Annotated in this window: 21 protein-coding genes and 1 pseudogene; 11 read left to right on the top strand and 11 right to left on the bottom strand. The window is 72.5% G+C overall.

Going from position 1 to position 24,803, the window contains the following annotated elements; translation table 11 throughout:
• Window positions 1-3: 3 nt before the first annotated feature.
• The 3 genes from ACFVUY_RS16805 to ACFVUY_RS16795 form a co-directional block, all read right to left on the bottom strand.
• Entirely contained in the window at window positions 4-933 is a 930-nt protein-coding gene (locus ACFVUY_RS16805) for a branched-chain amino acid ABC transporter permease (RefSeq protein ID WP_359819021.1), read from the bottom strand.
• 131 nt (window positions 934-1,064) lie between these two features.
• A complete protein-coding gene (locus tag ACFVUY_RS16800) occupies window positions 1,065-2,291 on the bottom strand; it encodes a branched-chain amino acid ABC transporter substrate-binding protein (protein ID WP_359914208.1) in 1,227 nt (408 codons plus the stop codon).
• A 612-nt stretch (window positions 2,292-2,903) separates the two neighbouring features.
• Entirely contained in the window at window positions 2,904-3,404 is a 501-nt protein-coding gene (locus tag ACFVUY_RS16795; RefSeq protein ID WP_387730611.1) for a PaaI family thioesterase, read from the bottom strand.
• Window positions 3,405-3,639: 235 nt separating this feature from the next.
• Here ACFVUY_RS16795 and polA point away from each other — a divergent pair, with 235 nt between their 5' ends.
• The 3 genes from polA to ACFVUY_RS16780 all read left to right on the top strand — a co-directional run bounded on the left by polA (window position 3,640) and on the right by ACFVUY_RS16780 (window position 8,429).
• Window positions 3,640-6,327 (top strand): DNA polymerase I, encoded by a 2,688-nt coding sequence (gene polA, locus ACFVUY_RS16790; RefSeq protein ID WP_387730691.1) that lies wholly within the window; start codon window positions 3,640-3,642, stop codon window positions 6,325-6,327.
• Between the two features lie 535 nt (window positions 6,328-6,862).
• Window positions 6,863-7,648 (top strand): GNAT family N-acetyltransferase, encoded by a 786-nt coding sequence (locus ACFVUY_RS16785; RefSeq protein ID WP_387730608.1) that lies wholly within the window; start codon window positions 6,863-6,865, stop codon window positions 7,646-7,648.
• Between the two features lie 115 nt (window positions 7,649-7,763).
• Window positions 7,764-8,429 carry a hypothetical protein gene (locus ACFVUY_RS16780; protein WP_387693411.1) on the top strand — a complete coding sequence of 222 codons (666 nt, stop codon included), beginning with the start codon at window positions 7,764-7,766 and terminating at the stop codon, window positions 8,427-8,429.
• On the opposite strand, the gene ACFVUY_RS16775 is transcribed toward ACFVUY_RS16780, so the two are convergent.
• Window positions 8,375-8,947 carry a hypothetical protein gene (locus ACFVUY_RS16775; RefSeq protein ID WP_387730606.1) on the bottom strand — a complete coding sequence of 191 codons (573 nt, stop codon included), beginning with the start codon at window positions 8,945-8,947 and terminating at the stop codon, window positions 8,375-8,377. The genes ACFVUY_RS16780 and ACFVUY_RS16775 overlap by 55 nt on opposite strands.
• 161 nt (window positions 8,948-9,108) lie before the next feature.
• Entirely contained in the window at window positions 9,109-10,176 is a 1,068-nt protein-coding gene (locus tag ACFVUY_RS16770) for a HEAT repeat domain-containing protein (RefSeq protein ID WP_387730603.1), read from the bottom strand.
• A gap of 328 nt (window positions 10,177-10,504) precedes the next feature.
• On the opposite strand from ACFVUY_RS16770, the gene ACFVUY_RS16765 reads away from it, so the two are divergent.
• Together ACFVUY_RS16765 and ACFVUY_RS16760 are read left to right on the top strand one after the other, a co-directional pair.
• Entirely contained in the window at window positions 10,505-10,948 is a 444-nt protein-coding gene (locus ACFVUY_RS16765) for an NUDIX hydrolase (RefSeq protein WP_387730600.1), read from the top strand.
• Window positions 10,949-11,002: 54 nt separating this feature from the next.
• Entirely contained in the window at window positions 11,003-11,380 is a 378-nt protein-coding gene (locus tag ACFVUY_RS16760) for a nuclear transport factor 2 family protein (RefSeq protein WP_387693407.1), read from the top strand.
• Between the two features lie 83 nt (window positions 11,381-11,463).
• Here ACFVUY_RS16760 and ACFVUY_RS16755 read toward each other — a convergent pair.
• Window positions 11,464-11,541, bottom strand: a pseudogene (locus ACFVUY_RS16755) (integrase); the annotation flags it as partial.
• Window positions 11,542-11,611: 70 nt separating this feature from the next.
• Between ACFVUY_RS16755 and ACFVUY_RS16750 the strand changes: the two are divergent.
• The gene (locus ACFVUY_RS16750; protein ID WP_387730598.1) at window positions 11,612-12,136 is read left to right on the top strand and encodes a hypothetical protein; all 525 of its coding nucleotides are present in this window, start codon (window positions 11,612-11,614) and stop codon (window positions 12,134-12,136) included.
• 130 nt (window positions 12,137-12,266) lie between these two features.
• On the opposite strand, the gene hrpB is transcribed toward ACFVUY_RS16750, so the two are convergent.
• Both hrpB and ACFVUY_RS16740 read right to left on the bottom strand, forming a co-directional pair.
• Entirely contained in the window at window positions 12,267-14,795 is a 2,529-nt protein-coding gene (gene hrpB / locus ACFVUY_RS16745) for an ATP-dependent helicase HrpB (RefSeq protein WP_387730596.1), read from the bottom strand.
• 8 nt (window positions 14,796-14,803) lie between these two features.
• On the bottom strand, window positions 14,804-15,682 hold the full coding sequence (locus ACFVUY_RS16740; protein WP_387693401.1) for a class I SAM-dependent methyltransferase: 879 nt from the start codon (window positions 15,680-15,682) through the stop codon (window positions 14,804-14,806).
• Between the two features lie 413 nt (window positions 15,683-16,095).
• Here ACFVUY_RS16740 and rpsA point away from each other — a divergent pair, with 413 nt between their 5' ends.
• Both rpsA and ACFVUY_RS16730 read left to right on the top strand, forming a co-directional pair.
• The gene (gene rpsA, locus ACFVUY_RS16735) at window positions 16,096-17,586 is read left to right on the top strand and encodes a 30S ribosomal protein S1 (protein WP_316520647.1); all 1,491 of its coding nucleotides are present in this window, start codon (window positions 16,096-16,098) and stop codon (window positions 17,584-17,586) included.
• A 209-nt stretch (window positions 17,587-17,795) separates the two neighbouring features.
• Window positions 17,796-20,150 carry an MMPL family transporter gene (locus tag ACFVUY_RS16730; protein WP_387730593.1) on the top strand — a complete coding sequence of 785 codons (2,355 nt, stop codon included), beginning with the start codon at window positions 17,796-17,798 and terminating at the stop codon, window positions 20,148-20,150.
• On the opposite strand, the gene ACFVUY_RS16725 is transcribed toward ACFVUY_RS16730, so the two are convergent.
• Window positions 20,133-20,564: a MarR family winged helix-turn-helix transcriptional regulator gene (locus tag ACFVUY_RS16725; RefSeq protein ID WP_387730590.1), complete on the bottom strand. Its 432-nt coding sequence runs from the start codon at window positions 20,562-20,564 to the stop codon at window positions 20,133-20,135. The genes ACFVUY_RS16730 and ACFVUY_RS16725 overlap by 18 nt on opposite strands.
• Window positions 20,565-20,626: 62 nt before the next feature.
• Here ACFVUY_RS16725 and ACFVUY_RS16720 point away from each other — a divergent pair, with 62 nt between their 5' ends.
• Together ACFVUY_RS16720 and coaE are read left to right on the top strand one after the other, a co-directional pair.
• Window positions 20,627-21,268 (top strand): MBL fold metallo-hydrolase, encoded by a 642-nt coding sequence (locus ACFVUY_RS16720; protein WP_387730588.1) that lies wholly within the window; start codon window positions 20,627-20,629, stop codon window positions 21,266-21,268.
• 90 nt (window positions 21,269-21,358) lie between these two features.
• Window positions 21,359-21,958, top strand: coding sequence for a dephospho-CoA kinase (gene coaE, locus ACFVUY_RS16715; RefSeq protein WP_387730585.1), 600 nt, complete (start codon window positions 21,359-21,361; stop codon window positions 21,956-21,958).
• Between the two features lie 36 nt (window positions 21,959-21,994).
• Here the strand turns inward: coaE and ACFVUY_RS16710 are convergent, their stop codons facing one another.
• Window positions 21,995-23,227, bottom strand: coding sequence for a sensor histidine kinase (locus tag ACFVUY_RS16710; protein WP_387730583.1), 1,233 nt, complete (start codon window positions 23,225-23,227; stop codon window positions 21,995-21,997).
• Between the two features lie 102 nt (window positions 23,228-23,329).
• On the opposite strand from ACFVUY_RS16710, the gene ACFVUY_RS16705 reads away from it, so the two are divergent.
• The gene (locus ACFVUY_RS16705) at window positions 23,330-23,884 is read left to right on the top strand and encodes a GNAT family N-acetyltransferase (RefSeq protein WP_387730581.1); all 555 of its coding nucleotides are present in this window, start codon (window positions 23,330-23,332) and stop codon (window positions 23,882-23,884) included.
• A gap of 118 nt (window positions 23,885-24,002) precedes the next feature.
• Here ACFVUY_RS16705 and ACFVUY_RS16700 read toward each other — a convergent pair whose 3' ends face one another.
• A complete protein-coding gene (locus ACFVUY_RS16700) occupies window positions 24,003-24,734 on the bottom strand; it encodes a hypothetical protein (RefSeq protein ID WP_387730579.1) in 732 nt (243 codons plus the stop codon).
• Between the last annotated feature and the right edge of the window lie 69 nt (window positions 24,735-24,803).

The raw sequence follows: 24,803 nt of genomic DNA, 5'->3' as shown, positions 1-24,803 counted from the left end.
TGGTCACGCCCTGTCCGCGACGCGCTCGCCGAGCAGGCCCTGGGGCCGGATCAGGAGCACGAGGATGAGGAGTACGAACGCCCAGACGTCCTTCCAGGCGCCGCCTCCGAAGAGGTGCATGCCGGGCAGGTGCTGGATGTACCCGGTGGCGAGGGCTTCGGCGAGGCCGAGGGCGAGGCCGCCGAGCATGGCGCCGTAGATGTTGCCGATGCCGCCGAGGACGGCGGCGGTGAAGGCCTTGAGGCCGAGGATGAAGCCCATCCGGAAGTCGACCTGGCCGCTGCGCAGCCCGTAGGCGACGGCGGCGACGGCGGCGAACGCGGCGCCGATGGCGAAGGCCATGACGATGATGCGGTCGGTGTCGATGCCCATCAGCTTGGCGGTGTCCGGGTCCTGGCTGGTGGCCTGCATGGCGCGTCCGGAGCGGGTGCGGGTGACGAACCAGCCGAGGGCGAGCATGCACAGCGGGGCGGCGATGATCAGGAAGAGGTCGCTGCGCTGGATGGTGACGGAGCCGAGGCTGAACGGGTCGCCGGGGAGCTTGGGGAAGACCCGGGCCTTCTTGGCGTCCGGGTAGAAGGAGAAGACGAGCTGCTGGAGGAAGATGGACAGCCCGATCGCGGTGATCAGCGGGGCCAGTCGGGGGGCGTTGCGCAGGGGGCGGTAGGCGAAGCGCTCGGCGGCGACGGCGGTGAGGGTGGAGACCAGGATGCCGGCGATCAGCATGAGCGGCAGGGCCAGCCACAGGGTGGTGCCGCCGGGGAGGGCGAGGTAGGCGGTCAGGGCGCCGAAGCCGCCGACCATGACGATCTCGCCGTGGGCGAAGTTGATGAGCTGGACGATGCCGTAGACCATCGTGTAGCCGATCGCGACGAGTCCGTAGAGGGCGCCGAGGATCAGGCCGTTGGCCAGCTGCTGCGGTAGGTCGTGCACCGCTGGGCCTCCGTAGTGCGTTCGGGGGTGTCCGCGTGGGTGGTGGATGTGGGTGCGCGCGGGGGCACTCGTGGCGCCCCCGCGCGCGGTGGTGGTGAAGTGGCGCTGGTGGTGCTGGTGGTGACTGAGCGTCAGCCCTTGAAGGTGCCGGACTTCTCCACGGCCCACTTGCCGTCCTTGACGGTGTAGACGGTGAGCTGCTTGTTGGTGGTGTCGCCGAACTCGTCGAAGGAGACCTTGCCGGTCACGCCGTCGAAGCTGACCTTCTGGACGGCGTCGCGGACGGCCTTGCGGTCGGGGACCTTGCCGTTGTTGTCCTTCACGGCCTGCTTGACGCCCTGGATGATGGCCCAGGCGCTGTCGTAGGAGTAGCCGCCGTAGGTCTCGTAGGCGTCCTTGTAGCCGGCGGTCTTGTAGTCGGCGATGAACTTCTTGGCGGTGTCGAGGGATTCGACGGGCAGGCCGACGGCGGTGGCGTAGTCGCCCTGGCTCTTGGGGTTGAGCTTGATGAAGTCGCCGCTCTGGATGCCGTCGCCGCCCATCAGCGGGATGTTGACGCCGGCCTCCTTGAGCTGGAGGGAGAGCGGGCCGGCCGCGGGGTACTCGCCGCCGTAGTAGACGGCCTCGGCGCCGGAGCTCCTGACCTTGGTGACGATGGCGGCGAAGTCGCGGTCGTCGGGGTTGACGTGCTCCTCGCCGACCAGCTGGCCGCCGAGCTTGGTGAACTCGCCCTTGAAGGTGCCGGCCAGGCCCGCGCCGTAGGTCTTCTGGTCGTCGATCAGGAAGACCTTGGTCTTCTTGGCGTCGGTGTAGAGGAACTGGGCGGCGAAGGGGCCCTGGACGGCGTCGGTGGTGGCGGTGCGGAAGTAGGACGTGAACGGGCGCTTCTTCTCGCCGCTGGCCCACTTCTCGCCCTGGCTGAGGGCGACGCCGGTGTTGGCGGGGGAGACCTCGACCAGGGAGGCGTCGTCGAAGATCTGCTGCATCGACTGGGCCACGCTGGAGTTGAGCGGGCCGACGACGCCGAGGACCTTGGAGTCGCCGACCAGCTGGGTGGCGTTCTGCTGGCCGGGGGCGGGCTTGCCGGTGTCGTCCAGGGCCTTGATCTCGAACTTGACGCCGGGGACCTCGTTGGCCTCGTTGGCCTTCTTGATCGCGAGGTCGACGGAGTTGCGGATGCCGAGGCCGAGGGCGGAGAGGTCGCCGGTGAGCGGGGCGTCGACGCCGATGACGACGGTGGTGGAGCCGGAGTTGGAGGTGCCGCCGTCGGCCTTCTTCTCTCCGCGGGAGCCGCAGGCGCTGAGGCTGAGGGCGCCGATCACGGCAATGCTCACGACAACTGCTGAACGATGACGCACGAGGGTCCCCTTCGGTTCAGGAGGCGCCCGCGCCTGAATGGCGGGAGCCGGAGTGCGCGGAGGGCCTGGCCCAATCGAATGGCGCGGTGACTGGCCGTGACTCTAGATGCCGTTGGGCGGCTCGGGCAGTGCTGAGGGCAGGCTGTGATTCTCTTGTTATGAGCACACGGAGCATTTGTCTCACGATGTGGTCGTTCTGGCTCGATCGATCCCGCGATGCCGGGCGTTTACGCGCTGGTAGGGCGATGTAAGGCCCAGAAATGGGGGTTGCAGCTGGCAGCACCGATAATCGGACGCCTGTGTCCGATGCCCTGCTTTCGACCTTGAGCGTCCGGATTTCGGACAAGGAGGGCGCGGCGGGATGATCCCGGGGCGCCCGCGAGCCTCGGAACCGGCAATTGATCGGATTTCCTACTTGTTACGCAGCGTTACAGGGGCGGGTTTGCGCCGACCGCGCCCGGACATGCGAAGGCCCCCTTGTCCAGACCAACGCCTGCCCAGGGTGGCGGAAGGTCAAACAAGGGGGCGGAAAAGGGACTTGATGTTGTCCGGAGTGAACTCGCCGGTCCGGTAGGGACGTTGTCGGGCGGGACGGCGCGGTCGGAGCCGCCGTCAGAGGTCGCGCAGCATGCAGGTCAGTCGGCAGCTGGTGATCCGCCGGCCGGTGTCGTCGGTGATCGCGATCTCGTAGGTGGCCGCGGTGCGGCCCTTGAACACGGCCGTCGCCACCCCGGTCACCAGCCCGGAGGTGGCCGAGCGGTGGTGGGTCGCGTTGAGGTCCACACCGACCGCGTACCGGCCGGGACCGGCGTGCAGCATCGCCCCGATCGAGCCCAGCGTCTCGGCCAGCGCCGCCGACGCGCCGCCGTGCAGCAGCCCGTACGGCTGCTGGTTGCCCTCCACCGGCATGGTGCCGACCACGCGGTCGCCGGAGGCCTCGACGATCCGGATGCCGAGCTTGTCGCCGAGGTGGCCGCCCGAGAAGGTCTCCGGGTTCACGCCGAGCTTGGCGAAGTGGTCCAGCACGTCCTGCGGGACGTTCAGAACGGGGGCGGTGCCGGGAGTGGTGTCGGAGGCGTCGAGGGGTGCGGTGCCGGGGGCCGCATCGGTCATGGGGGAACTCCTGCCGCTGGGATCTGCTGGGGGGATGTGCCGCCTGTGATCGTACGACCGTCCTACTCATAGGTAGCAGCTGTGGTCGAACCGGCGCGGCGTCCTTTTTGTCGGTGCCGGGCCATAGGATCGGTGGCCGGTAGTGGAATCGGCAGGAACGGACGTTGACGTGGCTACGCAGAGTACGGACAAGGGCGCGACGGGTGGCGGCGGGGCCGGCCCGCGGCCCCGGCTGATGCTGCTCGACGGGCACTCGATGGCCTACCGGGCCTTCTACGCCCTGCCCGTGGAGAACTTCAACACCTCCACCGGCCAGCCCACCAACGCGGTCTACGGCTTCGCCTCGATGCTCGCCAACACCGTCCGGGACGAGCAGCCCACCCACCTCGCCGTCGCCTTCGACCTCTCCCGGCAGACCTTCCGCTCCGTCGAGTTCCCCGACTACAAGGCCAACCGCGCCAAGACGCCGGACGAGTTCCGCAGCCAGGTCGGCCTGATCGGCGAACTGCTCGACGCCATGCACGTCCCCCGGCTGACGGCCGAGGGCTTCGAGGCCGACGACATCATCGCCACCCTGGCCACCGCCGCCGAGGCGGCCGGCTACGACGTCGACATCGTCACCGGCGACCGCGACTCGCTCCAGCTGGTCACCGACCACGTCACCGTGCTCTACCCGACCAAGGGCGTCTCCGAGCTCACCCGCTACACCCCGGAGAAGGTCGCCGAGAAGTACGGCGTCACCCCGCGCCAGTACCCGGACCTCGCCGCGCTGCGCGGCGACCCGTCCGACAACCTCCCCGGCATCCCCGGTGTCGGCGAGAAGACCGCCGCCAAGTGGGTCAACCAGTTCGGCTCCTTCGACGAACTCGTCGCCCGCGCCGACGAGGTCAAGGGCAAGATCGGCGAGAAGCTGCGCGACCACCTCGACTCGGTCAAGCGCAACCGGGTGCTCACCGAGCTGGTCCGCGACGTCGAACTCCCGCTCGGCGTCACCGACCTGGACCGCAAGCCGTTCGACAAGGACGCCGTCGGCTCCCTGATGGAGTCGCTGGAGTTCCGCAACGCCAACTTCCGCGACCGCGTCTTCGGCATCGACCCGACCACCGGCTCGGACGCCGCCGAAGCCGAACTCGCCCCCGGCGTCGAGGTGGACGGCGAACTCCTCACCGACCCCGGCACCCTGGCCGCCTGGCTCGCCGAGCACGCCTCCGACGGCAAGACCACCGTCGCGCTCGCCGCCGTCTACCAGTGGGCGCTCGGCGCCGGCGAGGTCACCGAAGTGGCGCTCGCCGCCGGAGAGACGGCCGCCTGGTTCGACCCGGCGCTGCTCGCCGAGGAGGACGAGCGGGCCTTCGCCGCCTGGCTCGCCGACGCCGGCGCCCCCAAGGCCCTGCACATCGCCAAGCAGGTCATGCGGGCCTTCGCCGAGCGCGGCTGGACCATCGAGGGCGTCGTCGCCGACACCGCGCTCGCCGCCTACCTGGAGAAGCCCGGCCGCCGCACCTTCACCCTGGAGGTGCTCGCCGAGGAGTACCTGGCCCGCTCGCTCACCCCGGCCCCCGCCACCGAGAGCGGCCAACTCTCCTTCGACGCACCGGAGGAGGACGAGACGGCCGCCGCCCGGTCGCTGATGCTCCAGGCCCGCGCCGTGCTCGACCTCGCCGCGCTCTTCGACACCCGCCTCGGCGAGGTCGGCGCCGCCGAGCTGATGCACGACATGGAACTGCCCATCGCCGCCCTGCTGGCCCGGATGGAGCGCTACGGCATCGCCGCCGACCGCGAGTGGCTCACCGGCCTGGAGGCCCAGTTCGCCACCGAGATCCAGCGCGTGGTGGAGGAGGCGCACGCCGCCGCCGGGCACGAGTTCAACCTCGGCTCGCCCAAGCAGCTCCAGGAGATCCTCTTCGGCGAGCTCGCGCTCCCCAAGACCAAGAAGATCAAGACCGGCTACACCACCGACGCCGACGCGCTCACCTGGCTGGCCACCCAGACCGACAACGAACTGCCGGTCATCCTGCTGCGCCACCGCGACCAGGCCAAGCTGCGCACCACCGTCGAGGGCCTGCTCAAGACCGTCTCGCCCAAGGGCCGGATCCACACCACCTTCAACCAGATGGTCGCCGCCACCGGCCGGCTCTCCTCGCAGGACCCGAACCTGCAGAACATCCCGGTCCGCACCGAGGAGGGCCGGGCGATCCGCCGCGCCTTCGTCGTCGGCGAGGGCTACGAGTCGCTGCTCACCGCCGACTACTCCCAGATCGAGCTGCGGATCATGGCCCACCTGTCCGAGGACGAGGCGCTGCTGCAGGCCTTCGCCTCCGGCGAGGACCTGCACAACACCGTCGCCTCCCAGGTCTTCGAGGTGCCGCGCGCCGCGGTGGACGCCGAGATGCGCCGCAAGATCAAGGCGATGTCCTACGGCCTGGCGTACGGACTCTCCGCGTACGGGCTCTCGCAGCAGCTCGGCATCAAGCCCGCCGAGGCCCAGGGCCTGATGGACACCTACTTCGAGCGCTTCGGCGGCGTGCGGGACTACCTGCGCCGGGTCGTCGACGAGGCCCGGGCGACGGGCTACACCGAGACCCTGCTCGGCCGCCGCCGCTACCTGCCGGACCTCAACAGCGACAACCGCCAGCGTCGCGAGATGGCCGAGCGGATGGCCCTCAACGCCCCGATCCAGGGCTCGGCCGCCGACATCGTCAAGATCGCCATGCTCCGGGTCGACGAAGCGCTGCGCGCGGCCGGCCTCACCTCCCGGATGCTGCTCCAGGTGCACGACGAAATCGTGCTGGAGCTGGCCCCGGGCGAGCGCGAGCAGGTCGAGGCCGTCGTCCGCGAGCAGATGGCGGGCGCCTACCCGCTGCGCGCCCCGCTGGACGTCTCGGTCGGCGTCGGCCCCAACTGGGAGGCCGCCGCGCACTGACGGCACCGCTGTCGCACGGGCCCGGGCACGCGAGTGTCCGGGCCCGTTCCGCCACCCCGGCGCCCTGACCGGAAGCGGTCGGCGGTCCTGAGCTTCGGGCCGCGGCCCCGGAAGGCATCCTGCGGACCACCCCCTCCACCACCGGCCCCGTCCTGCCCGAGGACGGCGACTCGCGTCGCGAGCGCGGGCACCCGGCGCTCGATCAGGCCCTCCCGGCCCCTCGTCCCTCCGGGGCTGCTCGGCGTTCTCCGCCTGCCCGCGATCCTGCTCGCCGTCGCGGCGGAGGCCCGCCGGCGGTGCCGCTCGGCATCGTCGCCGCGATCGTGCCGGCCGGGACCTCCCGCGCCACGGTGTCCCCGCTGGTTCACCCGCCGGTGGGCGGCGTGCACCGGGAAAACCGCAGGTCGGGCCGCCCGATGAGCGCGGGCCCCGGGACGCTCGGGCTCGCCGGGTGGCCGGGCTCGAAGAGTGGCCCAGTCGGCCCGCAGGGAATTGGTCCGGCAGGATGGGTCAATTCCCCACTACCGTAGGCACAATGACAACAGGACCCACGTCGACCGACCAGCCCGTGTCCCTGGCCGAGGCGCCGATGCGTCAAGCCCGGAACTCCGCCGCCTACTGGACCCTCACCGGCCTCTGCCGGGGACACGAGGTGATCCGGCGTCGCGGATTCGTCGCGGTCGACGGCGACGCGCGTGCAGGACTGCGGATCCTGATCCAGGAGCCCGACCTCGACCCGGGCGAACTGGCCGAGGTGAGCGAGCTGACGCGCCGGGCCGCGGGCCCCGTGAACGTCGAGGATCCGTTCAGCTCGACCGACCTGAACCACCTCGGCATGCGCAACTGGCAGATGCCGATCATGCTGCGCCAGCCCGGGCCCGTCGGAGAACCGGCGCTGGACGTGATCCGGGTACGGCAGTCCGAGGACCTCCAGGCGGCCGAGCGGGTCGTGATCGAGGGCTTCGAGCTGGACGGGTTCGAGCCCTACCGTCCCGGCGAGCTGTTCCCGACGGCGTTGATCGAACAGTCCGGCGTGGACGTGTTCGTCGCCACGCTCGACGGCGCGGCCGCGGGAGCCTGCGTCAGCGTCGTGGCCGACGGCGTCGGCAGCCACTACTGGGTCGGTACGTCGTCGGCGTTCCGGTCGCGTGGCGTGGGCCGGGCCGTCATGCTCGGCGCCCTCGCCCACCTGGCGGACCTGCCGGCCACGCTCACCGCTTCGAAGCTGGGCAGACCGCTGTACGAGTCGCTGGGCTATGTCACCGCGACACCCTCGACCTGGTGGGCCTCACCCTCCGGGACGGCGCCCGGGCCGGAGTGAGGCTGCCCCGGCCCGACACCCTTGAACTGATGCCACGTCAGGTGCGCCGGGTATCGCGTGCATTGGCCGTGTCAGGGCTCTGGCCGGTCCTGTTCGGCAGTCCTACGCTCCTGGCATGGCTCTGGATGACGTCCTGCGCACCGGCCCCGCCTCGACCGACATCGTCCTGCGCGAGGGCGGCGGCACCCGGCGCAGTGCGCTGCTGTACTGCCTGACGGCCGTCGGGAGCGCGCTGAAGGCGCCGCTGGTGCTCTTCGCGCCGACGTTCACGGTGGCGTTCGTCCTGTGGCTCTTCGGCGCGACCGGGGGCACCGTCGCCGCGGTGGTCGGGGTGATCGTGGGGGTCGAGTACCTGCTTGCCGTCCCGGTGATCGCCCGGATGGAAGTGACCACCGTCCACCGGATCGAGTTCGCCCCGCCCGAGGCGGCGGAGCGTTACCGGCTGGTCCGGGGCGGGCGCCCCGACGACTGGCGGCCGCTGACCGAACTGCCCGCCGTCTGGCTGGTGCACAGCATCATGGAGCCCTACGAGGGCGATCGCGCGCCGGTCGAGAAGGCGCTCGTCGGGCGGCTGGACTTCACCGGCGGGCAGGTGGTGTGGAAGCCGCCCGCCGGCACCGACGCGGAGCGCCTGCGGGAGGCCCTGACCGTGCTGCTCGGCCCCGCCGGCGTCGAGGTCGAACTGATCACCAAGCGCAGCGTGCGGCCCAAGCCCTCGCCGGCGTCCTACTCGCCGTGGATCTCCGGAGGCTCGGGCTCGGCGAACTCGGGCGGCTGCTGAACCGCTCCGTGCAACCCTGGTCGCGATCGCGATCTCGTCGGTGATCTCGGCCGGCTGCCAGGACCACTGCCCGTTCGGGTCGCACTCCGGGAGTGCCACATGCCGTCCGCGGTGACGGCGAAGTCGAAGGTGCCGAAGGTCAGTCGGACGTCGGAGAGGTAGCGGGCGGTCGCCTCGGCGACCGGCTTGCCGACCGGCTCGTCGACCGTACCGGCGGCGTGCTCGGCGGTGAACTCCCGCGCCTCGTGTTCGTCGTCGGCGACCAGCGTGCGGGGTGCCCGGAATCCGTAGCGCCGGGCGGTGGCGAGGCGGGCCCGGCCTGTACGCTGCCGCCCGGTTGTCCCGGAGATGGTCGACGTGGCGCGCCCCGGCAGCGACGCCAGGATGCCACCCGCCCTCCAGAAGGTTTGCGCGGCGGCGAACCGGCGGTCCTCGCCGCCGAGGTCGGCAGGCCCCTCGTAGGGCGAGGCACCCCCGTGCGGGTCGGTGCCGGGATCGAGGCGGACCACCGGGGTCATTTCCGGCAACTCCACTGCTGCGCAGAACCGTTCATTGGCCCGCCCTGGTGGGGCGGGGGTGCTGGGGAGCAGGAAGTCGGCGGGGCCGACTTCCTGCGTGCGCCACCGAGGCCGCCGACCGGTGCGGATCGTCGGAATCACTCGTCACCGATCGCGTTCGCTCACGGGGACCGAGGGCCGGGAGGGGAACCGGGCAGGTCGGCCGCGACCAGCTCGGCAGCGCGCTCGGGGTCGCCGTCCGCGCGGGCGAGCAGCGCCTCGATGTCGTAGCCCGAAGGCCCGAAGGCGGCGCCGACGCCGAGGGAACGGCCCCAGCCGAAGCGTTCCATGGAGACGGCGGCGCCCAGGTCGGGACGGAGCCGGTCGAGCGTGCAGACCAGCTCCCAGGCGAAAGCGTCCAGGCGGGCCCGCCGAGCCGGGTTGCAGGCGTTCACGGCGTCGGTGACCCAGTCGTCGCCGGGCTCGTACTCCGGGAGGGCCGGCAGCGGTTCGAGGGCATCCGTGATCGGGGCCGCGCTGAACGTGAGGAGGTGGGCGCCCTCGGGGTTGTCGACCAGTTCGGCCAGGAACGGCACGGCGCGGGGGTCGTGCCGACAGGCCAGTCCGCGGATCGCCTCCGTGCGGGTGTCGGTGTGCTCGTCGGCCGTCCGCTCCCAGAGCGCGGCCCGGATCGCGGGAGTGTCCACCTCGGCCTGGACGCCGAGGGTGAACGTCGCCCAGTTGCGGACCTCCGGGTCCGGGTCCTGACTCAGCCCGACGAGGGCGCGGATGTCCGGCCCGTCCGACAGGCCGGTGAGAACCTCCGCGAACGAGCGGGCCACCTCCTCGCGGACCTCGGCGTCAGGATGTTCGGCGAGAGCGACGAGGACGGGCACGGCACGCGGGTCGTACGTCTTCTCGATCGCGCGCGCCAGGGACCGCAGCACGCCGGCCTCGGTCTCCCGCTGTGCGAGGGCGACCAGCGCGGTGGCCGTCCCGGCGCGGACCGCCTCGTGGTGATAGCTGGTGTCGCGCAACAGGTCGCAGCCCGCCCGGCGCTCGATCGGATCGGCCGAAGCGATCAGCTCCAGGCCGAGCGGCAGCGCCGCCACCCCGTCGGCGGCCGCCCGCCACAGCAGCGATACGTACTCGGCCCAGCCGTCGTGGTCGTCCGGGTCGTCCGAAGCGGCAATGGCGCGCGCCGCCACCAGTGCCCGCGTGACCAGCTCCGCCACGGTGTCCGTTTCCATGCGGGCATTCTGGTGCACGAACCGCGAGAGCACGCGGGAATTGTCGGCCCGACCGCGCCTCCGGTCCACGCACGCGTCGACGACCCGGGACGCAACCGGGCCCGACCGAGACCCCAACGTGCCGTAGAGCAAAGGGGATCGAGCATTGCTTCCTCATTGCGTCCGGTGCTGCTGAGGGCAGCCAGGATCCGGTGCCGGCGCTCGCCCGCTGGCCGGTTCACGAGCTCGTCGACGATCGGGTCTTCCGCGTGGCGGGGCTGTGGGGGTGCGCAGGAAGTCGGCGGGGCCGACTTCCTGCGCAGCGGAGACGAGTTGGAGTAGAGGCGACGTGGGCCCACACGTACTTGCCGACGCCGCAGGCGCGGGATTCGCAGCCCCAGCGTTCGGCGAGTTCGTCGACGACGAGCAGGCCGCGCCCGTGCTCGTCGTCCGGCGCGGCGAGTCGCTCGCCGGGTGCGGTGTCCGCGAGACGCGCGAGGAGACAGGCATCGAGGTCGAGATCACCGGGATCGTCGGCACGTACACCGACCCCCGCCATGTCTTCGCCTACGACGACGGCGAGGTCCGCCAGGAGTTCTCCATCTGCCTCCTCGGACGCCCGCTCGGCGGGGAGTTGCGGGTGTCCGACGAGTCCCACGAGGTGGCGTGGTTCACCCCGGCCGAAACGGACGGGCTGCCGATGGTGGCGAACATCCGCAAGCGGCTGGCCGACTGGCGCTCCGGCGCGATCCCCGTGGTGCGCCAGTGCTGTGACCGGGATGGTCCACCGTGATCGGAAGGCGGTTCGCGGGACGAGCGCACGCGCAACGGCTGGTATTACTGGGACATGCAGGAAGAGACGGCACGCTCCGCGATCGACACGTTCATCTCCGCGTTCAACGCCTCGGACGACAGCTATGTGACGGCCCTGCTCTCCCAGGCCCTGACCTCGGACGTGGTCTTCTGGGGGCCGTTGGGCCGCAGCGAAGGAATCGCGGCGGTCGAGCGGTTCGTGCTGGACATCCGGCGCCACCCGGCGGGGACCGGCACGATGGCGCGCTGCTCGGCGGTGGACATGCCTGGCGAGTGGGCCCGGTACCAGTGGGTCTTCACCATGCCGGACGGAGGCCCCCGCCTGGCGGGAACGGACGTCGTCCATCTGCGGCGGAGCCTCATCGACCAGGTCATCGTCTTTGCGGGGGAGATCGAGCCGTCCGCCTCCTGAGTCGTCCTTCTGTCGCTGTCCTTCTCGTGAACGTGTCCCTTTCGGCACTCCGGGGCTGCGGTTCGCGGTCGGTCGGGCTGCGGCGTCGAGGGGCGCCCGACCCAGCGGATGCCCTTCTCGCTGCGGATGCGGGCGCGTTCCTTGCGTTGGGCGGCAAGTACCAAGTACGTCGGGGTGGCGAGAGTGTGCTCTAGCCTTGCGCGGCTTACTGGTTCGGTCAGGGAGTTGCGAGTGAATGAGGTCTTGCGGGCCATTCATCGTTGCGATGAGGTCCCCGTGGTCGTTGTCGATGGGTTCGAGTCTGCTGAGGAGGCTGTCGCCGGTTCGGGCCCGGCGGTGACGGTGACCGTGTGCGAGAGCCACGTCGGAGCGGCCGATGCATGGCTGAAGGGCTTCCATCCGATTCTGCGAGCCGACGAGAGCGTCGGGCAGGGGTGTGGATGGGTGCACGACTTCCGCGAGCCGGAGGTTGTTCTGCGGGCTCATGTCGATGCCTGGCTGGGCCGACTGAGCGGCCTGGACCTCGCGGACTACGACGACTGGGCGGCGTACCTGTCTGCGGCGCACGAGCGGCTCTGCACCCTGCACGGGCTTGAGCTGGGTCATACGGGAGGCGGTGGGGCCGTGTCCTCGATTGGTATGGCTGCCGGCGAAGGAGACAGCGGTGGCCTGGGGGTCGCCTTGCATTTCCTCGGCCATGCCGAGGTGCTCGCCGCAATGGGCCTGATGACCGACAGCCCGGATTCCTGCTGCTGAGCGGTGCCCTGGCTCCGACTGTGATCCGGCGGAGGCCGGGGCCCGGCATCGCGGGTTCAACTCAGTGGGCCGAGTGTGCGAGTTGCCCGGGACCCCACTGCCGGCCGATGGGTAGTGGGGTCTTCCGTTGCTACTTCCGGGTGTTGGTGCGGCGGGTGGGCTCTGCGGTGGTCGGGTCCTCGGGCCAGGGGTGGCGGGGGTAGCGGCCCCTGAGGTCGGCGCGGACGGCGCGGTAGCCCTCGCGCCAGAAGCTCTCCAGATCACCGGTGACGGCGGCGGGGCGGCCGGCGGGGGAGAGCAGGTGGATGGTCAGCGGTATGCGGCCGCCGGCCAGGGCGGGGGCCGCTGTCCAGCCGAAGAGTTCCTGCAACTTGACTGCCAGCACCGGGCGTTCGGTGGTGTAGTCGACTCGTATCTTCGAGCCGGACGGCACGGTGATGCGTTCGGGGGCGAGGTCGTCGAGGCGGCCGGCTTCGCCGGTGGCCCAGGGGAGTAGGCGTTGCAGGGCGGCCGTCGTATCGATCCTCGCGAGGTCGGAGCGGCGGCGGGCGCGGGAGAGTTCGGGCTCCAGCCATTCCTCCGCGCGTTCCAGCAGCGCCTCGTCGCTGACGTCGGGCCAGGGGTCTCCGATCGCGGCGTGGAGGAATGCCAGGCGCTCGCGGAGGTTGGACGGGAAGCTCAGCAGGGTGCTGATGCCCTCGCGCGTGAGGCCTTCGAGGAGGGCTGACCGGACGAGTGAAGAGTCGGGGCGGTTGAGGGGCTTCTCCGCGAGCTCGATGGCGCCCAGCGACTCGACCCGGCGGGAGACGACTTCGCCGCGGCGGGTGTCCCAGTGGACCTCCTCACGAGCGGTCAGCAGCGCCGCACCCGCGACCAGAGCAGTGTCCTCGTCCAGCGCCGCGGCGTGCAGCACCCGGGCCGAGTGCGAGCCCGCCGGGCGGTCGGCGACCGCGACGGCGAGCCAGGGCACGGCGCCGAGTGTGGTGCCGGGGGCGAGTTCGGCGGCCGTGCCGGAGGCCATCAGGTACGGGCTGCGCTCGCCGGGGGCGGGCTTGTCGACGCGGGCGCGGGCGATGCGTTCGGGGAAGGCGAGGGCGACGACGAGGCCGGCGGCGGCGCCGTCGGAGAGCTGGGTGGCGGGCTCGGAGCCGGTGCCGCGCAGGAGGCGGCGGACCTCGTCGCGCCAGCGGCCCGCGTAGGGGTCCCGGGAGGAGCGAACGGTGCGCCAGACCGCGCCGAGGTCGTCGCCGAGCGCGCGTGGCGGTTCCTCGGAGAGCAGCGCGACCACCTCGGCGGCCCGCCGCGCACCGACCGCCGCCGCGCCGTCGACCAGGGCGCGGCCGAGCCGGGGGTGCAGTCCGGTGCGGGCGAGGCGGACGCCGCGGGCCGTGGCCCGCCCGTCCGGGGAGACGGCGCCGAGGGCCTGGAGGGTCTGTCGGGCGGCGGCCATCGCCCCGGCGGGCGGGGCGTCGGGCAGGGCGAGGCCGGTGGCGTCCGGGTCGCCCCAGCAGGCGGCCTGGAGGGCGAAGGGGGTGAGGTCGGCGAGCGCGATCTCGGGGGTGGGGAAGCGGGCGGCGAGGGCGTCCTCGGCCTCGTTCCAGCAGCGGTAGACGGTGCCGGGGGCCTCGCGGCCGGCACGGCCGGCGCGCTGGCGGGCGGCGGCGAGGGATGCCCGGACGGTGACCAGTCCGGCCAGTCCGCGGGCGTGGTCGGTGCGGGGTTCGCGGGCCAGTCCGGCGTCCACCACGACCCGGACGCCCGGCACGGTGAGGCTGGACTCGGCGACGGCGGTGGTGAGGACGACCCGCCGTGCGGGGGACGGGGTGAGGGCGGCGTCCTGTACGGCCTGCGGGGCGCGGCCGTGCAGTTGCAGCACCTCGGCGGTGACGCCGCCCAGTTGCCCGGCGACCCGGGCGATCTCGCCGACGCCGGGCAGGAAGCAGAGCACGTCGCCGTCGCGCTCGTGCAGGGCCCGCCGGACGGTCGAGGCGACGTGGTCGAGCAGGGCAGGGTCCACCCGGGTGCCGTGGGCGGGCCGGACGGCGCGCGGCGGCGGCGCCCAGACCACCTCGACCGGGTGGGACGTCCCGTGCGCCTCCACCACGGGCGCGCCGCCGAGCAGTTCGGCCCAGGCCTCGGTGTCGGAGGTGGCCGAGGCGCAGACCAGCCGCAGTTCGGGCCGCAGCGCCGCCCGGACGTCGAGCAGGAAGGCGAGCGCGGTGTCGGCGTCCAGGTGCCGTTCGTGGCATTCGTCGAGCACCACCACGTCCACGCCGGGCAGTTCCTGGTCGCGCTGGAGCCGTTGCAGCAGCACGCCGGTGGTGACCACTTCGACCACGGTGTCCGGGCCCGCCGTGCGCTCGCCGCGCACGGTGTGGCCGATCCGGCCGCCGACCGGTTCGCCGAGCAGCCAGGCCATCCGCCGGGCGGCCGCCCGTACCGCGAGCCGGCGGGGTTCGGCGACCAGCACCCGGCGCACCGGCCCGCCCGGCCCGCCCGGACCGTCCGGATCGAGCAGTCCGGCCAGGGCGAGCGGCACCAGGGTGGTCTTGCCGGTGCCGGGCGGTGCGGCGAGGACGGCGGTGCCGTGTTCGTCCAACGCGCGGTGCAGGGCGGGCAGGGCGGTGCGGACGGGCAGTTCGCGCCAGGCCGGGTTCATGGAGGGGCTCAGCCCCGCTCGGTGACGAAGATCGCCGTGCCGGGGATCAGCCGTCCGCGCAGCGGGGACCAGCCGCCCCACTCCTGTTCCAGTCCGGCCGGCCACTCGGGCTCGACCAGGTCCACCAGCCGGAAGCCGGCGGTGACGAGTTCGCGGACCCGGTCGCCGAGGGTGCGGTGGTGTTCGACGTAGGTGGCGTGGCCCTGTTCGTCCTGCTCGACGTAGGGGGTGCGGTCGAAGTAGGAGGACGCCGCGGTGAGGCCTTCGACGCCGGGTTCGTCCGGGAAGGCCCAGCGGATCGGGTGGGTCACCGAGAACACCCAGCGCCCGCCGGGCCGCAGCACCCGGTGGACCTCGCGCATCAGCGCGGTGGTGTCGGCGCTGAACGGGACGGCGCCGTAGGCGGAGCAGGCGAGGTCGAAGGAGGCGTCGGCGAAGGGCAGGACGGCGGCGTCGGCCTGGACGACGGCGACGGGGTCGGTGCCGCGGCCGAGGTCGATCCGGCGGGAGTGCTGGAGCTGGCGGTAGGAGATGTCCAGGGCGACCGGCCGGGCGCCCCGGGCGGCGAGCCAGCGGGAGCACTGGGCGGCGCCGGCGCCGATCTCCAGGACGTCCCGGCCGGCCACCTCGCCGAGCAGGCGGGCGTCGGCCTCGTCCAGGCCTTCGGGGCACCAGGTGAAGCGGTCGTCGCCGAGGAACTCGCCGTGTTCGTCCTGGTACTCGTCGGCGTTGCGGTCCCACCAGTGCCGGCTGGCGCGGCTGCTCTCCCCGGTGCCGGCCTCGCGGCGGATCGCGTCGTCGCCGTCCTCCTCCTCGGCCCGCGCGGGGGAGGTGTCAAGATCGTGCAGGTCCGACTGGGGGGTGGTGGCCACGGTGACAATGCCCATCGCGTAGGGTATGGAATGCGGAAGCGCCGCTGCCGCGAACCGGCCCGTCAGGGTCCGGATCCTGGCGGTGGCATCCGGGGACGTGGCCCCTTCGGGTGTCGCCGCAAGGCGCGCATTCGGAGGATATGGCCTGATCCGTACCGGGCTCCACCGTCTTGCCGTCCTTCGGCATTGACCGTGCCTGGCCGTCCCCGTATGCTACAAGTTGCGCTGCGGGCCTGCGCGCCTCGGACGGAGCAGGTCGCGCTCGCATCTGTCGAAGACCCCACGGTCGCAAGACGGACGCCGGTTCTCGTTGTACGGGAATCCCGGTGTGCCGTGTTCTTGGCTGTCCGGCTTTCGGTGGGAGCGATACGGGCCCTCCGCGTGGCATTACCTACGACTTTCATGTCCGTACCGGAGCCCTTTTCCTAATGACGAGCCCCACCGACTCCTCCCTCAGCACCACCCCGCAGGTCGCGGTCAACGACATCGGCGACGCGGAGGCCTTCCTCGCCGCCATCGACGAGACCATCAAGTACTTCAACGATGGCGACATCGTCGAGGGCGTCATCGTGAAGGTCGACCGTGACGAGGTTCTCCTCGACATCGGTTACAAGACCGAGGGCGTCATCCCGTCCCGCGAGCTCTCGATCAAGCACGACGTTGACCCGCACGAGGTCGTCGCCGTCGGTGACAACATCGAGGCCCTGGTTCTCCAGAAGGAGGACAAGGAGGGTCGTCTCATCCTGTCCAAGAAGCGCGCTCAGTACGAGCGTGCCTGGGGCACGATCGAGAAGATCAAGGAAGAGGACGGCATCGTCACCGGTACCGTCATCGAGGTCGTCAAGGGTGGTCTCATCCTCGACATCGGCCTCCGGGGCTTCCTCCCCGCCTCGCTGGTCGAGATGCGTCGCGTCCGCGACCTCCAGCCCTACGTGGGCAAGGAGCTCGAGGCCAAGATCATCGAGCTGGACAAGAACCGCAACAACGTGGTCCTGTCCCGCCGTGCCTGGCTGGAGCAGACCCAGAGCGAGGTCCGCCAGACCTTCCTCACCACCCTCCAGAAGGGCCAGGTGCGCTCCGGCGTCGTCTCCTCGATCGTCAACTTCGGTGCCTTCGTGGACCTGGGTGGCGTCGACGGCCTGGTGCACGTCTCCGAGCTGTCCTGGAAGCACATCGACCACCCGTCCGAGGTTGTCGAGGTCGGCCAGGAGGTCACCGTCGAGGTTCTCGACGTTGACATGGACCGCGAGCGCGTCTCCCTGTCGCTGAAGGCGACCCAGGAGGACCCGTGGCAGCAGTTCGCCCGGACCCACCAGATCGGTCAGGTCGTCCCGGGTAAGGTCACCAAGCTGGTTCCGTTCGGTGCGTTCGTCCGCGTGGACGAGGGCATCGAGGGTCTGGTCCACATCTCCGAGCTGGCCGAGCGCCACGTCGAGATCCCGGAGCAGGTCGTCCAGGTCGGCGACGAGATCTTCGTCAAGGTCATCGACATCGACCTCGAGCGTCGCCGCATCAGCCTGTCGCTGAAGCAGGCCAACGAGGCCCTGGGTGCCAACCCGGCCGAGGTCGAGTTCGACCCGACCCTGTACGGCATGGCCGCCTCGTACGACGACCAGGGCAACTACATCTACCCGGAGGGCTTCGACCCCGAGGCGAACGACTGGCTGCCCGGCTTCGAGAAGCAGCGCGAGGAGTGGGAGCGCCAGTACGCCGAGGCGCAGACCCGCTTCGAGCAGCACCAGGCCCAGGTCATCAAGAGCCGCGAGGCCGATGCCCAGGCCGCCGAGGAGGGTGGCGACGCCGTCGCCGCTGCCGCCGGTGGTTCCTACTCGTCCAGCAGCGACGAGGGCTCGGGCGCCCTGGCCTCCGACGAGGCCCTGGCCGCTCTGCGCGAGAAGCTGGCCGGTGGCCAGAGCTGAGGCTCTCGCTTCCCGCTAGCCGATAGCTAGACGGTGGGCCCCACCCGGATTTCCGGGTGGGGCCCATTTCGTTTTTCGCCATGACTTATCACGCTTTGACTTATGTGTGTTTTATGTGAAGGAAAGTGTGAGATGGGGCTCATTGCCCGCCTATAGGCCGGAGTTCGGGTTGCACCTAGATTGAGGGGAGCTGCCCGAAAGGCTCCTTCATGCGAAACCCCTTTTTCGCCGCCCCCGCCCCCGCCTCTGCCTCCGCCCCCACCGCCGTGGTCGGCGGCCGGCTCGCGGCCCTCGGCCGGTTCTGCTTCCGCCACCGTCGCTGGGTGCTCGGCCTGTGGGCCGTCGTCCTGGTGGTCGGGGTCCTGATCGGGGGACGCGTCTTCGAGGGCTCGGTGGCCGGGGCCTCCTCCGCCAGCGCCGAGGCCGACCGGGGCAGCGCGGTGGTCGCCGCTGCCGACCCGGCCAAGGGCACCGTGACCGCCGTGGTGGACGGCAGGCCGGTGGACGATCCGGCGGTGAAGGCCGCCGTCGAGAAGGCCACCGCCGAGATCGCCGCCCTGCCCGGGGTCTCCTCCGCACTCGACGCGTACGGCTCCGGCCCGGCGCCGGCCGCGCTGCGCTCCGCCGACGGGACGGCGAGCCTGGTCACCGTGCGGATGGCCGACACCGCGAGCACCGCCCAGACCGACGCCGTCACCGAGCGGCTCGGCGCGCTGAACGGGGCGGGCGGCGCCCACGTCACGGTCGGCGGGGACCTGGTGCTCCAGCAGGAGGTCAAGCAGCAGACCGAGAAGGACACCCGGTTCGGCGAGATAGTGACGCTGCCGCTCACGCTGATCGTCATGGTGCTGGTCTTCGGCGGGCTGGCGGCGGCCTCGCTGCCGGTGATCGGGGCGGTCGCCTCGGTGGGCGGCGCGCTGCTGGCCATGTTCGGTTTCAGCCGGATCATGGACATCGACACCAGTGTGCTGCCGATCGCCACGGTGCTGGGGCTCGGGCTCTCGATCGACTACGCGCTGCTCATGGTGAATCGTTTCCGCGAGGAACGCGGCCACGGCGCGGACATCGCCGCCGCCGTCGAACGGACCGCGGCGACCGCCGGACGCACCGTGGCCTTCTCCGGGCTGACCGTCGCCGTCGCGCTCTCCGGACTGTTCGTCTTCACCAGCCCGGTGCTCGGCGCGGTGGCGGCCGCCGGGGTGAGCGTGGTGGTGATCGCCGTCGCCGCCGCGCTGACCCTGATCCCCGCACTGCTCGGCTTCGCCGGCGCGCGGATCAAGACACCCTCCGCGCCCGTGGCGGACGAGGGGTTCTTCAGCCGGACCGTGCGCCGGGTGCGCAAGCGGGCGGTGGCGGTCACCCTCGCCTCGGTGGCGCTGCTGATGGCGGCCGGCGCGCCGTTCCTCCACGCCGACATGCGCAGCTCCGGCGCCGCGGTGCTGCCCGCCTCCTCGGCCGGGCGGCAGGTCGCCGAGACGATCGACCAGCGCTTCCCGCAGGCCTCGGCCGCGCCGATCACCGTGGTGGTCGAGGGCGGGGCGTCGGTGGCGCAGGCGTACGCGGACGACGTGGTCGCCAAGCTGCCCGGGGTGAGCGGGGTGCGGGCGGTGTCGCCGGTTGGCGACGCGGTCTCCACGATCGACGTGCTGGTGCAAGGGGACCCGCAGGGCGGGCAGGCCAAGCAGGTGGTGGAGGAGCTGCGGGCCGACCGCGGCGGGCTGACCACCTACGTCACCGGCGGCGCGGCCTCGGTGGTGGACTTCCAGGACGAGCTGCTCTCGCGCGGACCGTGGGCGCTCGGGCTGGTCGCGGTCGGCACCCTGGTGCTGCTCTTCCTGATGACCGGCTCGGTGGTGATGCCGGTCAAGGCACTGCTGATGAACCTGCTCTCGCTGGGCGCCTCGCTCGGCGCGCTCACCCTGGTGTTCCAGGACGGCTGGTTCAGCGGGCTGCTCGGGTTCAGCCCGACCGGCGGGCTGGAGACCTTCATCCCGGTCCTGGTCTTCGCCTTCGCCTTCGGGCTGTCGATGGACTACGAGGTGTTCCTGCTCGCCCGGATCAGGGAGCTGACCCTGCGCGGGCACGACTGCGTCCGGGCGGTGGAGCTGGGCGTGCAGCGCAGCGGTCGGATCATCACCTCGGCGGCACTGCTGATGGTGATCGTCTTCGCGGGGTTCGCGCTCGGGGACATGCTGATGGTCAAGCAGATGGGCATCGCGCTGGCCGTCGCCGTCGCGGTGGACGCCACCCTGGTGCGCTGCCTGCTGGTGCCCGCCGCGATGAGCCTGTTCGGCGAGTTCAACTGGTGGGCGCCCGGCCCGCTGCGGCGGCTGCACCGGCGGTTCGGGCTGAGCGAGCACGTCGACCTGCCGGAGATCCAGCCGGCGGTGCTCCCGGTGCCGCGCGCCGGGACCGGGTCGGAGAGTGCCGGGTCGGAGGGCGCCGGGGTCGAGGGCGTCGGGGTCGGGTCGGAGAGTGCCGGATCCGAGGTTGTCGGGTCCGGGGGCGGCGCGGCCGGGGACGGCGCGGCCAAGGGCCTGGTGGGTTCAGCCCAGCCGGCGTAGCAGGTCGACCGCCGAGCGGAGCCGGTCCTGTTCGGCGGGGTCGAGGCGGGACTCGATGGCGGTGGCGATCTGGTGTTCGCGGCGCGCGCGCTGGTCGAGCAGCGCGTCGCGGCCGGCCTCGGTGGCGGCGACCAGCAGTTTGCGGCCGTCGGTGGGGTGGGGCTGCTGGGTGACCAGCCCGGCCTCGGTCATCAGCGCGACGGTGCGGGCCATCGACTGGTGGCGGACCCGCTGGAGCGCGGCGAGTTCGGCGACGGTGCAGGAGAGCTCGTCGCGGACCAGCAGGCCGAGGACGGCGGCCTGGTTCTGCGGCAGCTCGTCGTCGGTGCGCAGGGAGCGGACCAGGGTGCCGAGGGCGGCGCGCAGGTCGGCGGCGAGTTCCAGGGTGTCCGGGTGCGGGGCTTCGCTGGGCATGGGAGAAGTCTATCGGCAATTCATACAGCAAGGCTGTACAGCATTGCTGTATGGTTTTTGCCATGCGAATCACCAAGTTCGGACACGCCTGCGTACGCGTCGAGCACGGCGGCACCACCGTCGTCGTCGATCCGGGATCGTTCAGCGACCCCGCCGCACTGGCCGGGGCGGACGCCGTCCTGATCACCCATGAGCACATGGACCACTTCGAGGAGTCCCGGCTGCGTGCCGCGCTGGAGGCCGACCCGGCCCTGCGGGTGTGGACCAACCGGGCCGTCGCCGCCCAGCTGGACGGCGTGGCGCAGCGGATCGAGACGGTCGGCGAGGGCGACGCCTTCGAGATCGGCGGGCTCGGCGTCTCGGTGCACGGCGAGTGGCACGCGGAGATCCACCCGGACATCCCGCGGGTGCAGAACATCGGCTTCCTCTTCGACGGCCGGCTGTTCCACCCCGGTGACGCGTTCACCGTGCCGCCGCACGCCGTGGACACCCTGCTGCTGCCGCTCGCGGCGCCCTGGAGCAAGGCCTCCGAGGTGATCGACTACGTCCGGGAGGCCGGGCCGCGCCAGGCGGTGCCGGTGCACGAGGCGGTGCTCAGCCCGATCGGGTTCGCGGTGCAGACCCGGCTGGTCGGGCCGCAGGGGCCGGGCACGGGCGCGGAGCTGACGGTGCTGGGGGACGGCGAGAGCCTGGAGCTGGGCTGACGGCGTCGCCCGCCGACGGCCCGCGCCGACGGTGCTCCTCGTCGGTGGCCCGTACTGACGGGCCCGGTGCCGCGCCGGTAGCCTGACGCCATGCTGAAGATCGGACTGACGGGTGGCATCGGCGCGGGCAAGAGCGAGGTGTCCCGGCTGTTCGCCGCGCGCGGCGCGGTGATCGTGGACTCGGACGTGATCGCCCGTGAGGTGGTCGCCCCCGGAACGGACGGTCTGGCGGCCGTGGTCGCCGAGTTCGGACCGCAGGTGCTGCGGGAGGACGGCGCGCTGGACCGTCCGGCGCTCGGGGCGGTCGTGTTCGCCGACCCGGAGCGGCTGAAGGCGCTGAACGCGATCGTCCACCCGCTGGTGCGGGCCCGCTCCGCCGAGCTGGAGGCGGCGGCCGCGCCGGACGCGGTCGTGGTGCACGACGTGCCGCTGCTGGCCGAGAACGGCCTGGCGCCGCTGTACGACCTGGTCGTGGTGGTGGACGCGGCCGACGAGGTGCGGCTGGACCGGCTGGTGCGGTTGCGCGGGATGGCCGAGGAGGAGGCCCGGGCCCGGATGGCCGCGCAGGCCTCGCGGGAGGACCGGCTGGCGATCGCGGACCTGGTGATCGACAACGGCGGCGGCCTGGCTGAGCTGGAGGCGCGGGTGGACGAGGTCTGGGCGGAGCTGGCGCGGCGCGCGACGGTCTGACACCGGGCAGGCCCGGTTCGGGCAGCGCCGCTCCGTTCAGGCGGCGCCGAGCGGCAGCCGGGCCCGGACGGCGAAGCCGCCCTCGGGCGTCGGCCCGGCGTGCAGGGTGCCGCCGAGGTCGCCGGCCCGGGTGTGCATGCCGCGCAGGCCGTGGCCGCCGGAGGGCAGTTCCGGGTGATCGGCCCGCCCGCCGGCGGCTTCGGCGTCCCGGTCGGCAGCGGGGGAGTTGACCACCGTCAGGCGCAGCCCGTCCGGCGTGACCTCGACGGTGACGGCCACCTCGGCGGCCGGGGCGTGCTTGTGCGCGTTGGTCAGCGCCTCCTGGACGATCCGGTAGGCCGCGTACTGCACGGCGGGCACCGGGTCGGGCAGCCCCTCGTCCGGTCCGCTGACGGTCAGCCCGACCGCCAGTCCGGCCAGCCGGGACTCCTCGACCAGAGCGGGCAGCCCGCGCAGCGAGGGCGCCTGTTCGGCGGAGGTGGTCAGCACGCCCAGCAGGCCGCGCAGTTCGGTGAGCGCCTGGAGGCCGAGGGCGCGGATCAGGCCGAGGGTCTCCCGGACGGCGGCCGGGTCCTCGGCCCGGGCGACCTGCCCGGCGCCCGCGTGCAGGGTGATCAGCGAGACCCGGTTGGACACCACGTCGTGCATCTCCCGCGCGAGCCGGGCGCGTTCGGCGGCCACCGCGCGCTCCTCGGCGTGCCGGCGGGCCTCCTCCAGCAGCCGGTTGCGCTCGCCGAGCAGCCGGTTGCGTTCGGCCAGCACGGCGACGGTGCGGGCGCGCTGGTGGGAGGTCAGCCCGAGGGCGAGCGGCACGGCGCAGAAGACCAGCGGGTCCTCGATGAGGTTGGCGAACTCGGACGGGGCGTCGACGTCCCCGAGGTCGAACGGGACGAGCAGCCGCAGCCCGGCCAGCGCCGCCAGGACGTACACCGGCGCGGTCCGGCCGCGCCGCGCGGCCAGCCCGTAGAGGGCGACGGCCAGCGGGAGTTGGCCGCTCAGCAGGGTGACCGCGGCGACCGCGGCCGGGTGCCGGCGCCGCAGGGCCAGGGCGAGCGCGCCGAGCGCCATCAGGCCCGCGTTGGTCCCCGGCGAGGCGGTCGGGCCGACGTCCGGGTCGTTGGCGGCGAGCGGGACGAGGACCAGCAGCACCAGGGCGGTCGGCGCGAGGGCGCGGACCGGGCGGGGCAGGCGCAGCGGCGGGCCGGGCAGCGGTGCGGCGAGGTCGGCGGCCGACTGGTCGGCGGACGCCTGGTCGGTGGGCTGCTGCATGAGGGGCATGCTGCCACAGCGGCGCGGCACCGGGACGGCCGTCGGACCGAGTGGCTGGGAAGGGACTGGTTAAAGCCTCTGGCAGGAGGAGAGCATGGCGGGATGGATGATCGTTTCTCGCCCGGGCCGCACCCCGCCGGGCCGCCGGTGGTCGAACGGCTCGCGCAGTACGGCCGCGTCGAGCAGGAGGAGATCCTCGGCCCCGGGGAGGACCCGTACGGCGTCGCCCACACCGGGCTGACCTTCCTGCCCAAGGAGATCCACTTCGGTGTCCGGGCCGCCGACGGCCGACTGGTCGCCCACACCGGGCTGCTGCCGTTGCCGCTCACCGTGGGCGGCACCGACCTGACCGCCATGGGCGTCGGCGGGGTCTGCGTCGCGCCCGACCGGCGCCACAGCGGCCTCGCGCGGGCCGTGGTCGGGGCCGCCCTCGACCACGCGCGCACGCTCGGCCACCGGTACGCGCTGCTGTTCTGCCGACCGCCGCTGGCCGCGTTCTACCGGGGGCTCGGATTCCGGGAGGTGGCGGAGGGGGTGACGGTGGAGCAGCCGGCGGGACGGCTGGCGGAGATGCCGCTGCGCACCATGTGGGCGCCGCTGGCGCCGGGGGCCGGGTGGCCGGAGGGGCCGGTGCGGCTGCGGTCGCTGCCGATGTGAGGCGGGCTCGGGGCGCCCCGGCCGGGACCGCCGCCGGTGCGGCCGCCGCAGCGGGCCGGGCGCTCGTCGCCGCCCCCGTGGGGTCCGGCCGGGTGGTCGACACCGCCGCGGCGTCGGGTCAGGCGCTCGCCGCCGCCGCCGTGGAGTCCGCGTGCGCCACGGCGGCGCGGGCCAGGGCGCGGACCATGGGGTGTGCCCGGGTGCCGTCGCCGGACAGCTCGGGCTGGAACAGCGAGGCCAGGAAGAACGGGTGTCCGGGCAGCTCCAGGACCCGCACCTCGCCCGAGGCGTCCGCGCCGCTGAACCGCAGGCCGTGCGCGGCCAGCCGGTCCAGGTAGGCGCCGTTGAGGCCGTACGCGCAGTGGTAGCGCTCCTGGGTGCGGGTGGCGCCGAGGACCCGCTCGGCGAGGCTCCCGGGGGTGATCGCGACGGCCCCCTCGTGGCCGACCAGCGAGCAGGCCAGCGGGGCGATCACCTGCTGCTCCGCCTCCGGGTGCTCCTCGCCGTGGACGGCCCCGGCGAGGCCGCAGACGTTCCGGGCGTACTCCAGCACCGCGTGCTGGAACCCGGCGCAGGTGCCCAGGAAGGGGATGCCGCGTTCGCGGGCGGTCCGGACGGCGGCCAGCGCGCCCGCCTCGCTGCGGTACGGGCTGCCGGGCAGCAGCCAGACCGCGTCGAAGCCGTCCAGGGCGCCGGGTGCGGAGGCGTCCCCGGTCGGGATCCAGTAGGCGTCCAGGACGAGGTGGTCGTGCTCGGCGAGGGCGGCCAGCAGGCCCGGGATCCGGGCGTGCGAGCGGACGGCGGGGGAGCGGTCGCCGACCAGGGCGATCCGGGGGGTCAGGTAGGTCATGCGGCTATCCTGGCCCCGCACCCGAGATCAGCGCCAACGATGATTCCTTAAGTATCGATCAGATCGGTT

Source organism: Kitasatospora sp. NPDC058063 (assembly GCF_042885395.1).
Taxonomy (GTDB): Bacteria; Actinomycetota; Actinomycetes; order Streptomycetales; family Streptomycetaceae; genus Kitasatospora; species Kitasatospora lactacystinica.
The sequence above is the reverse complement of the archived record's forward strand: the minus strand, read 5'-3'. Positions and strand labels throughout refer to the sequence as shown.

Coding starts and splice junctions, on each gene's coding strand:
- polA (WP_387730691.1), top strand. CDS start 3,640: ATGCTGCTCGACGGGCACTCGATGGCCTACCGGGCCTTCTACGCCCTG.
- ACFVUY_RS16720 (WP_387730588.1), top strand. CDS start 20,627: ATGCGAATCACCAAGTTCGGACACGCCTGCGTACGCGTCGAGCACGGC.
- ACFVUY_RS16780 (WP_387693411.1), top strand. CDS start 7,764: ATGGCTCTGGATGACGTCCTGCGCACCGGCCCCGCCTCGACCGACATC.
- ACFVUY_RS16795 (WP_387730611.1), bottom strand. CDS start 3,404: ATGACCGATGCGGCCCCCGGCACCGCACCCCTCGACGCCTCCGACACC.
- ACFVUY_RS16710 (WP_387730583.1), bottom strand. CDS start 23,227: ATGCAGCAGCCCACCGACCAGGCGTCCGCCGACCAGTCGGCCGCCGAC.
- ACFVUY_RS16775 (WP_387730606.1), bottom strand. CDS start 8,947: ATGACCCCGGTGGTCCGCCTCGATCCCGGCACCGACCCGCACGGGGGT.
- ACFVUY_RS16740 (WP_387693401.1), bottom strand. CDS start 15,682: ATGGGCATTGTCACCGTGGCCACCACCCCCCAGTCGGACCTGCACGAT.
- ACFVUY_RS16760 (WP_387693407.1), top strand. CDS start 11,003: ATGCAGGAAGAGACGGCACGCTCCGCGATCGACACGTTCATCTCCGCG.
- ACFVUY_RS16700 (WP_387730579.1), bottom strand. CDS start 24,734: ATGACCTACCTGACCCCCCGGATCGCCCTGGTCGGCGACCGCTCCCCC.
- ACFVUY_RS16785 (WP_387730608.1), top strand. CDS start 6,863: ATGACAACAGGACCCACGTCGACCGACCAGCCCGTGTCCCTGGCCGAG.
- ACFVUY_RS16705 (WP_387730581.1), top strand. CDS start 23,330: ATGGATGATCGTTTCTCGCCCGGGCCGCACCCCGCCGGGCCGCCGGTG.
- ACFVUY_RS16725 (WP_387730590.1), bottom strand. CDS start 20,564: ATGCCCAGCGAAGCCCCGCACCCGGACACCCTGGAACTCGCCGCCGAC.
- coaE (WP_387730585.1), top strand. CDS start 21,359: ATGCTGAAGATCGGACTGACGGGTGGCATCGGCGCGGGCAAGAGCGAG.
- ACFVUY_RS16770 (WP_387730603.1), bottom strand. CDS start 10,176: ATGGAAACGGACACCGTGGCGGAGCTGGTCACGCGGGCACTGGTGGCG.
- ACFVUY_RS16730 (WP_387730593.1), top strand. CDS start 17,796: ATGCGAAACCCCTTTTTCGCCGCCCCCGCCCCCGCCTCTGCCTCCGCC.
- hrpB (WP_387730596.1), bottom strand. CDS start 14,795: ATGAACCCGGCCTGGCGCGAACTGCCCGTCCGCACCGCCCTGCCCGCC.
- rpsA (WP_316520647.1), top strand. CDS start 16,096: ATGACGAGCCCCACCGACTCCTCCCTCAGCACCACCCCGCAGGTCGCG.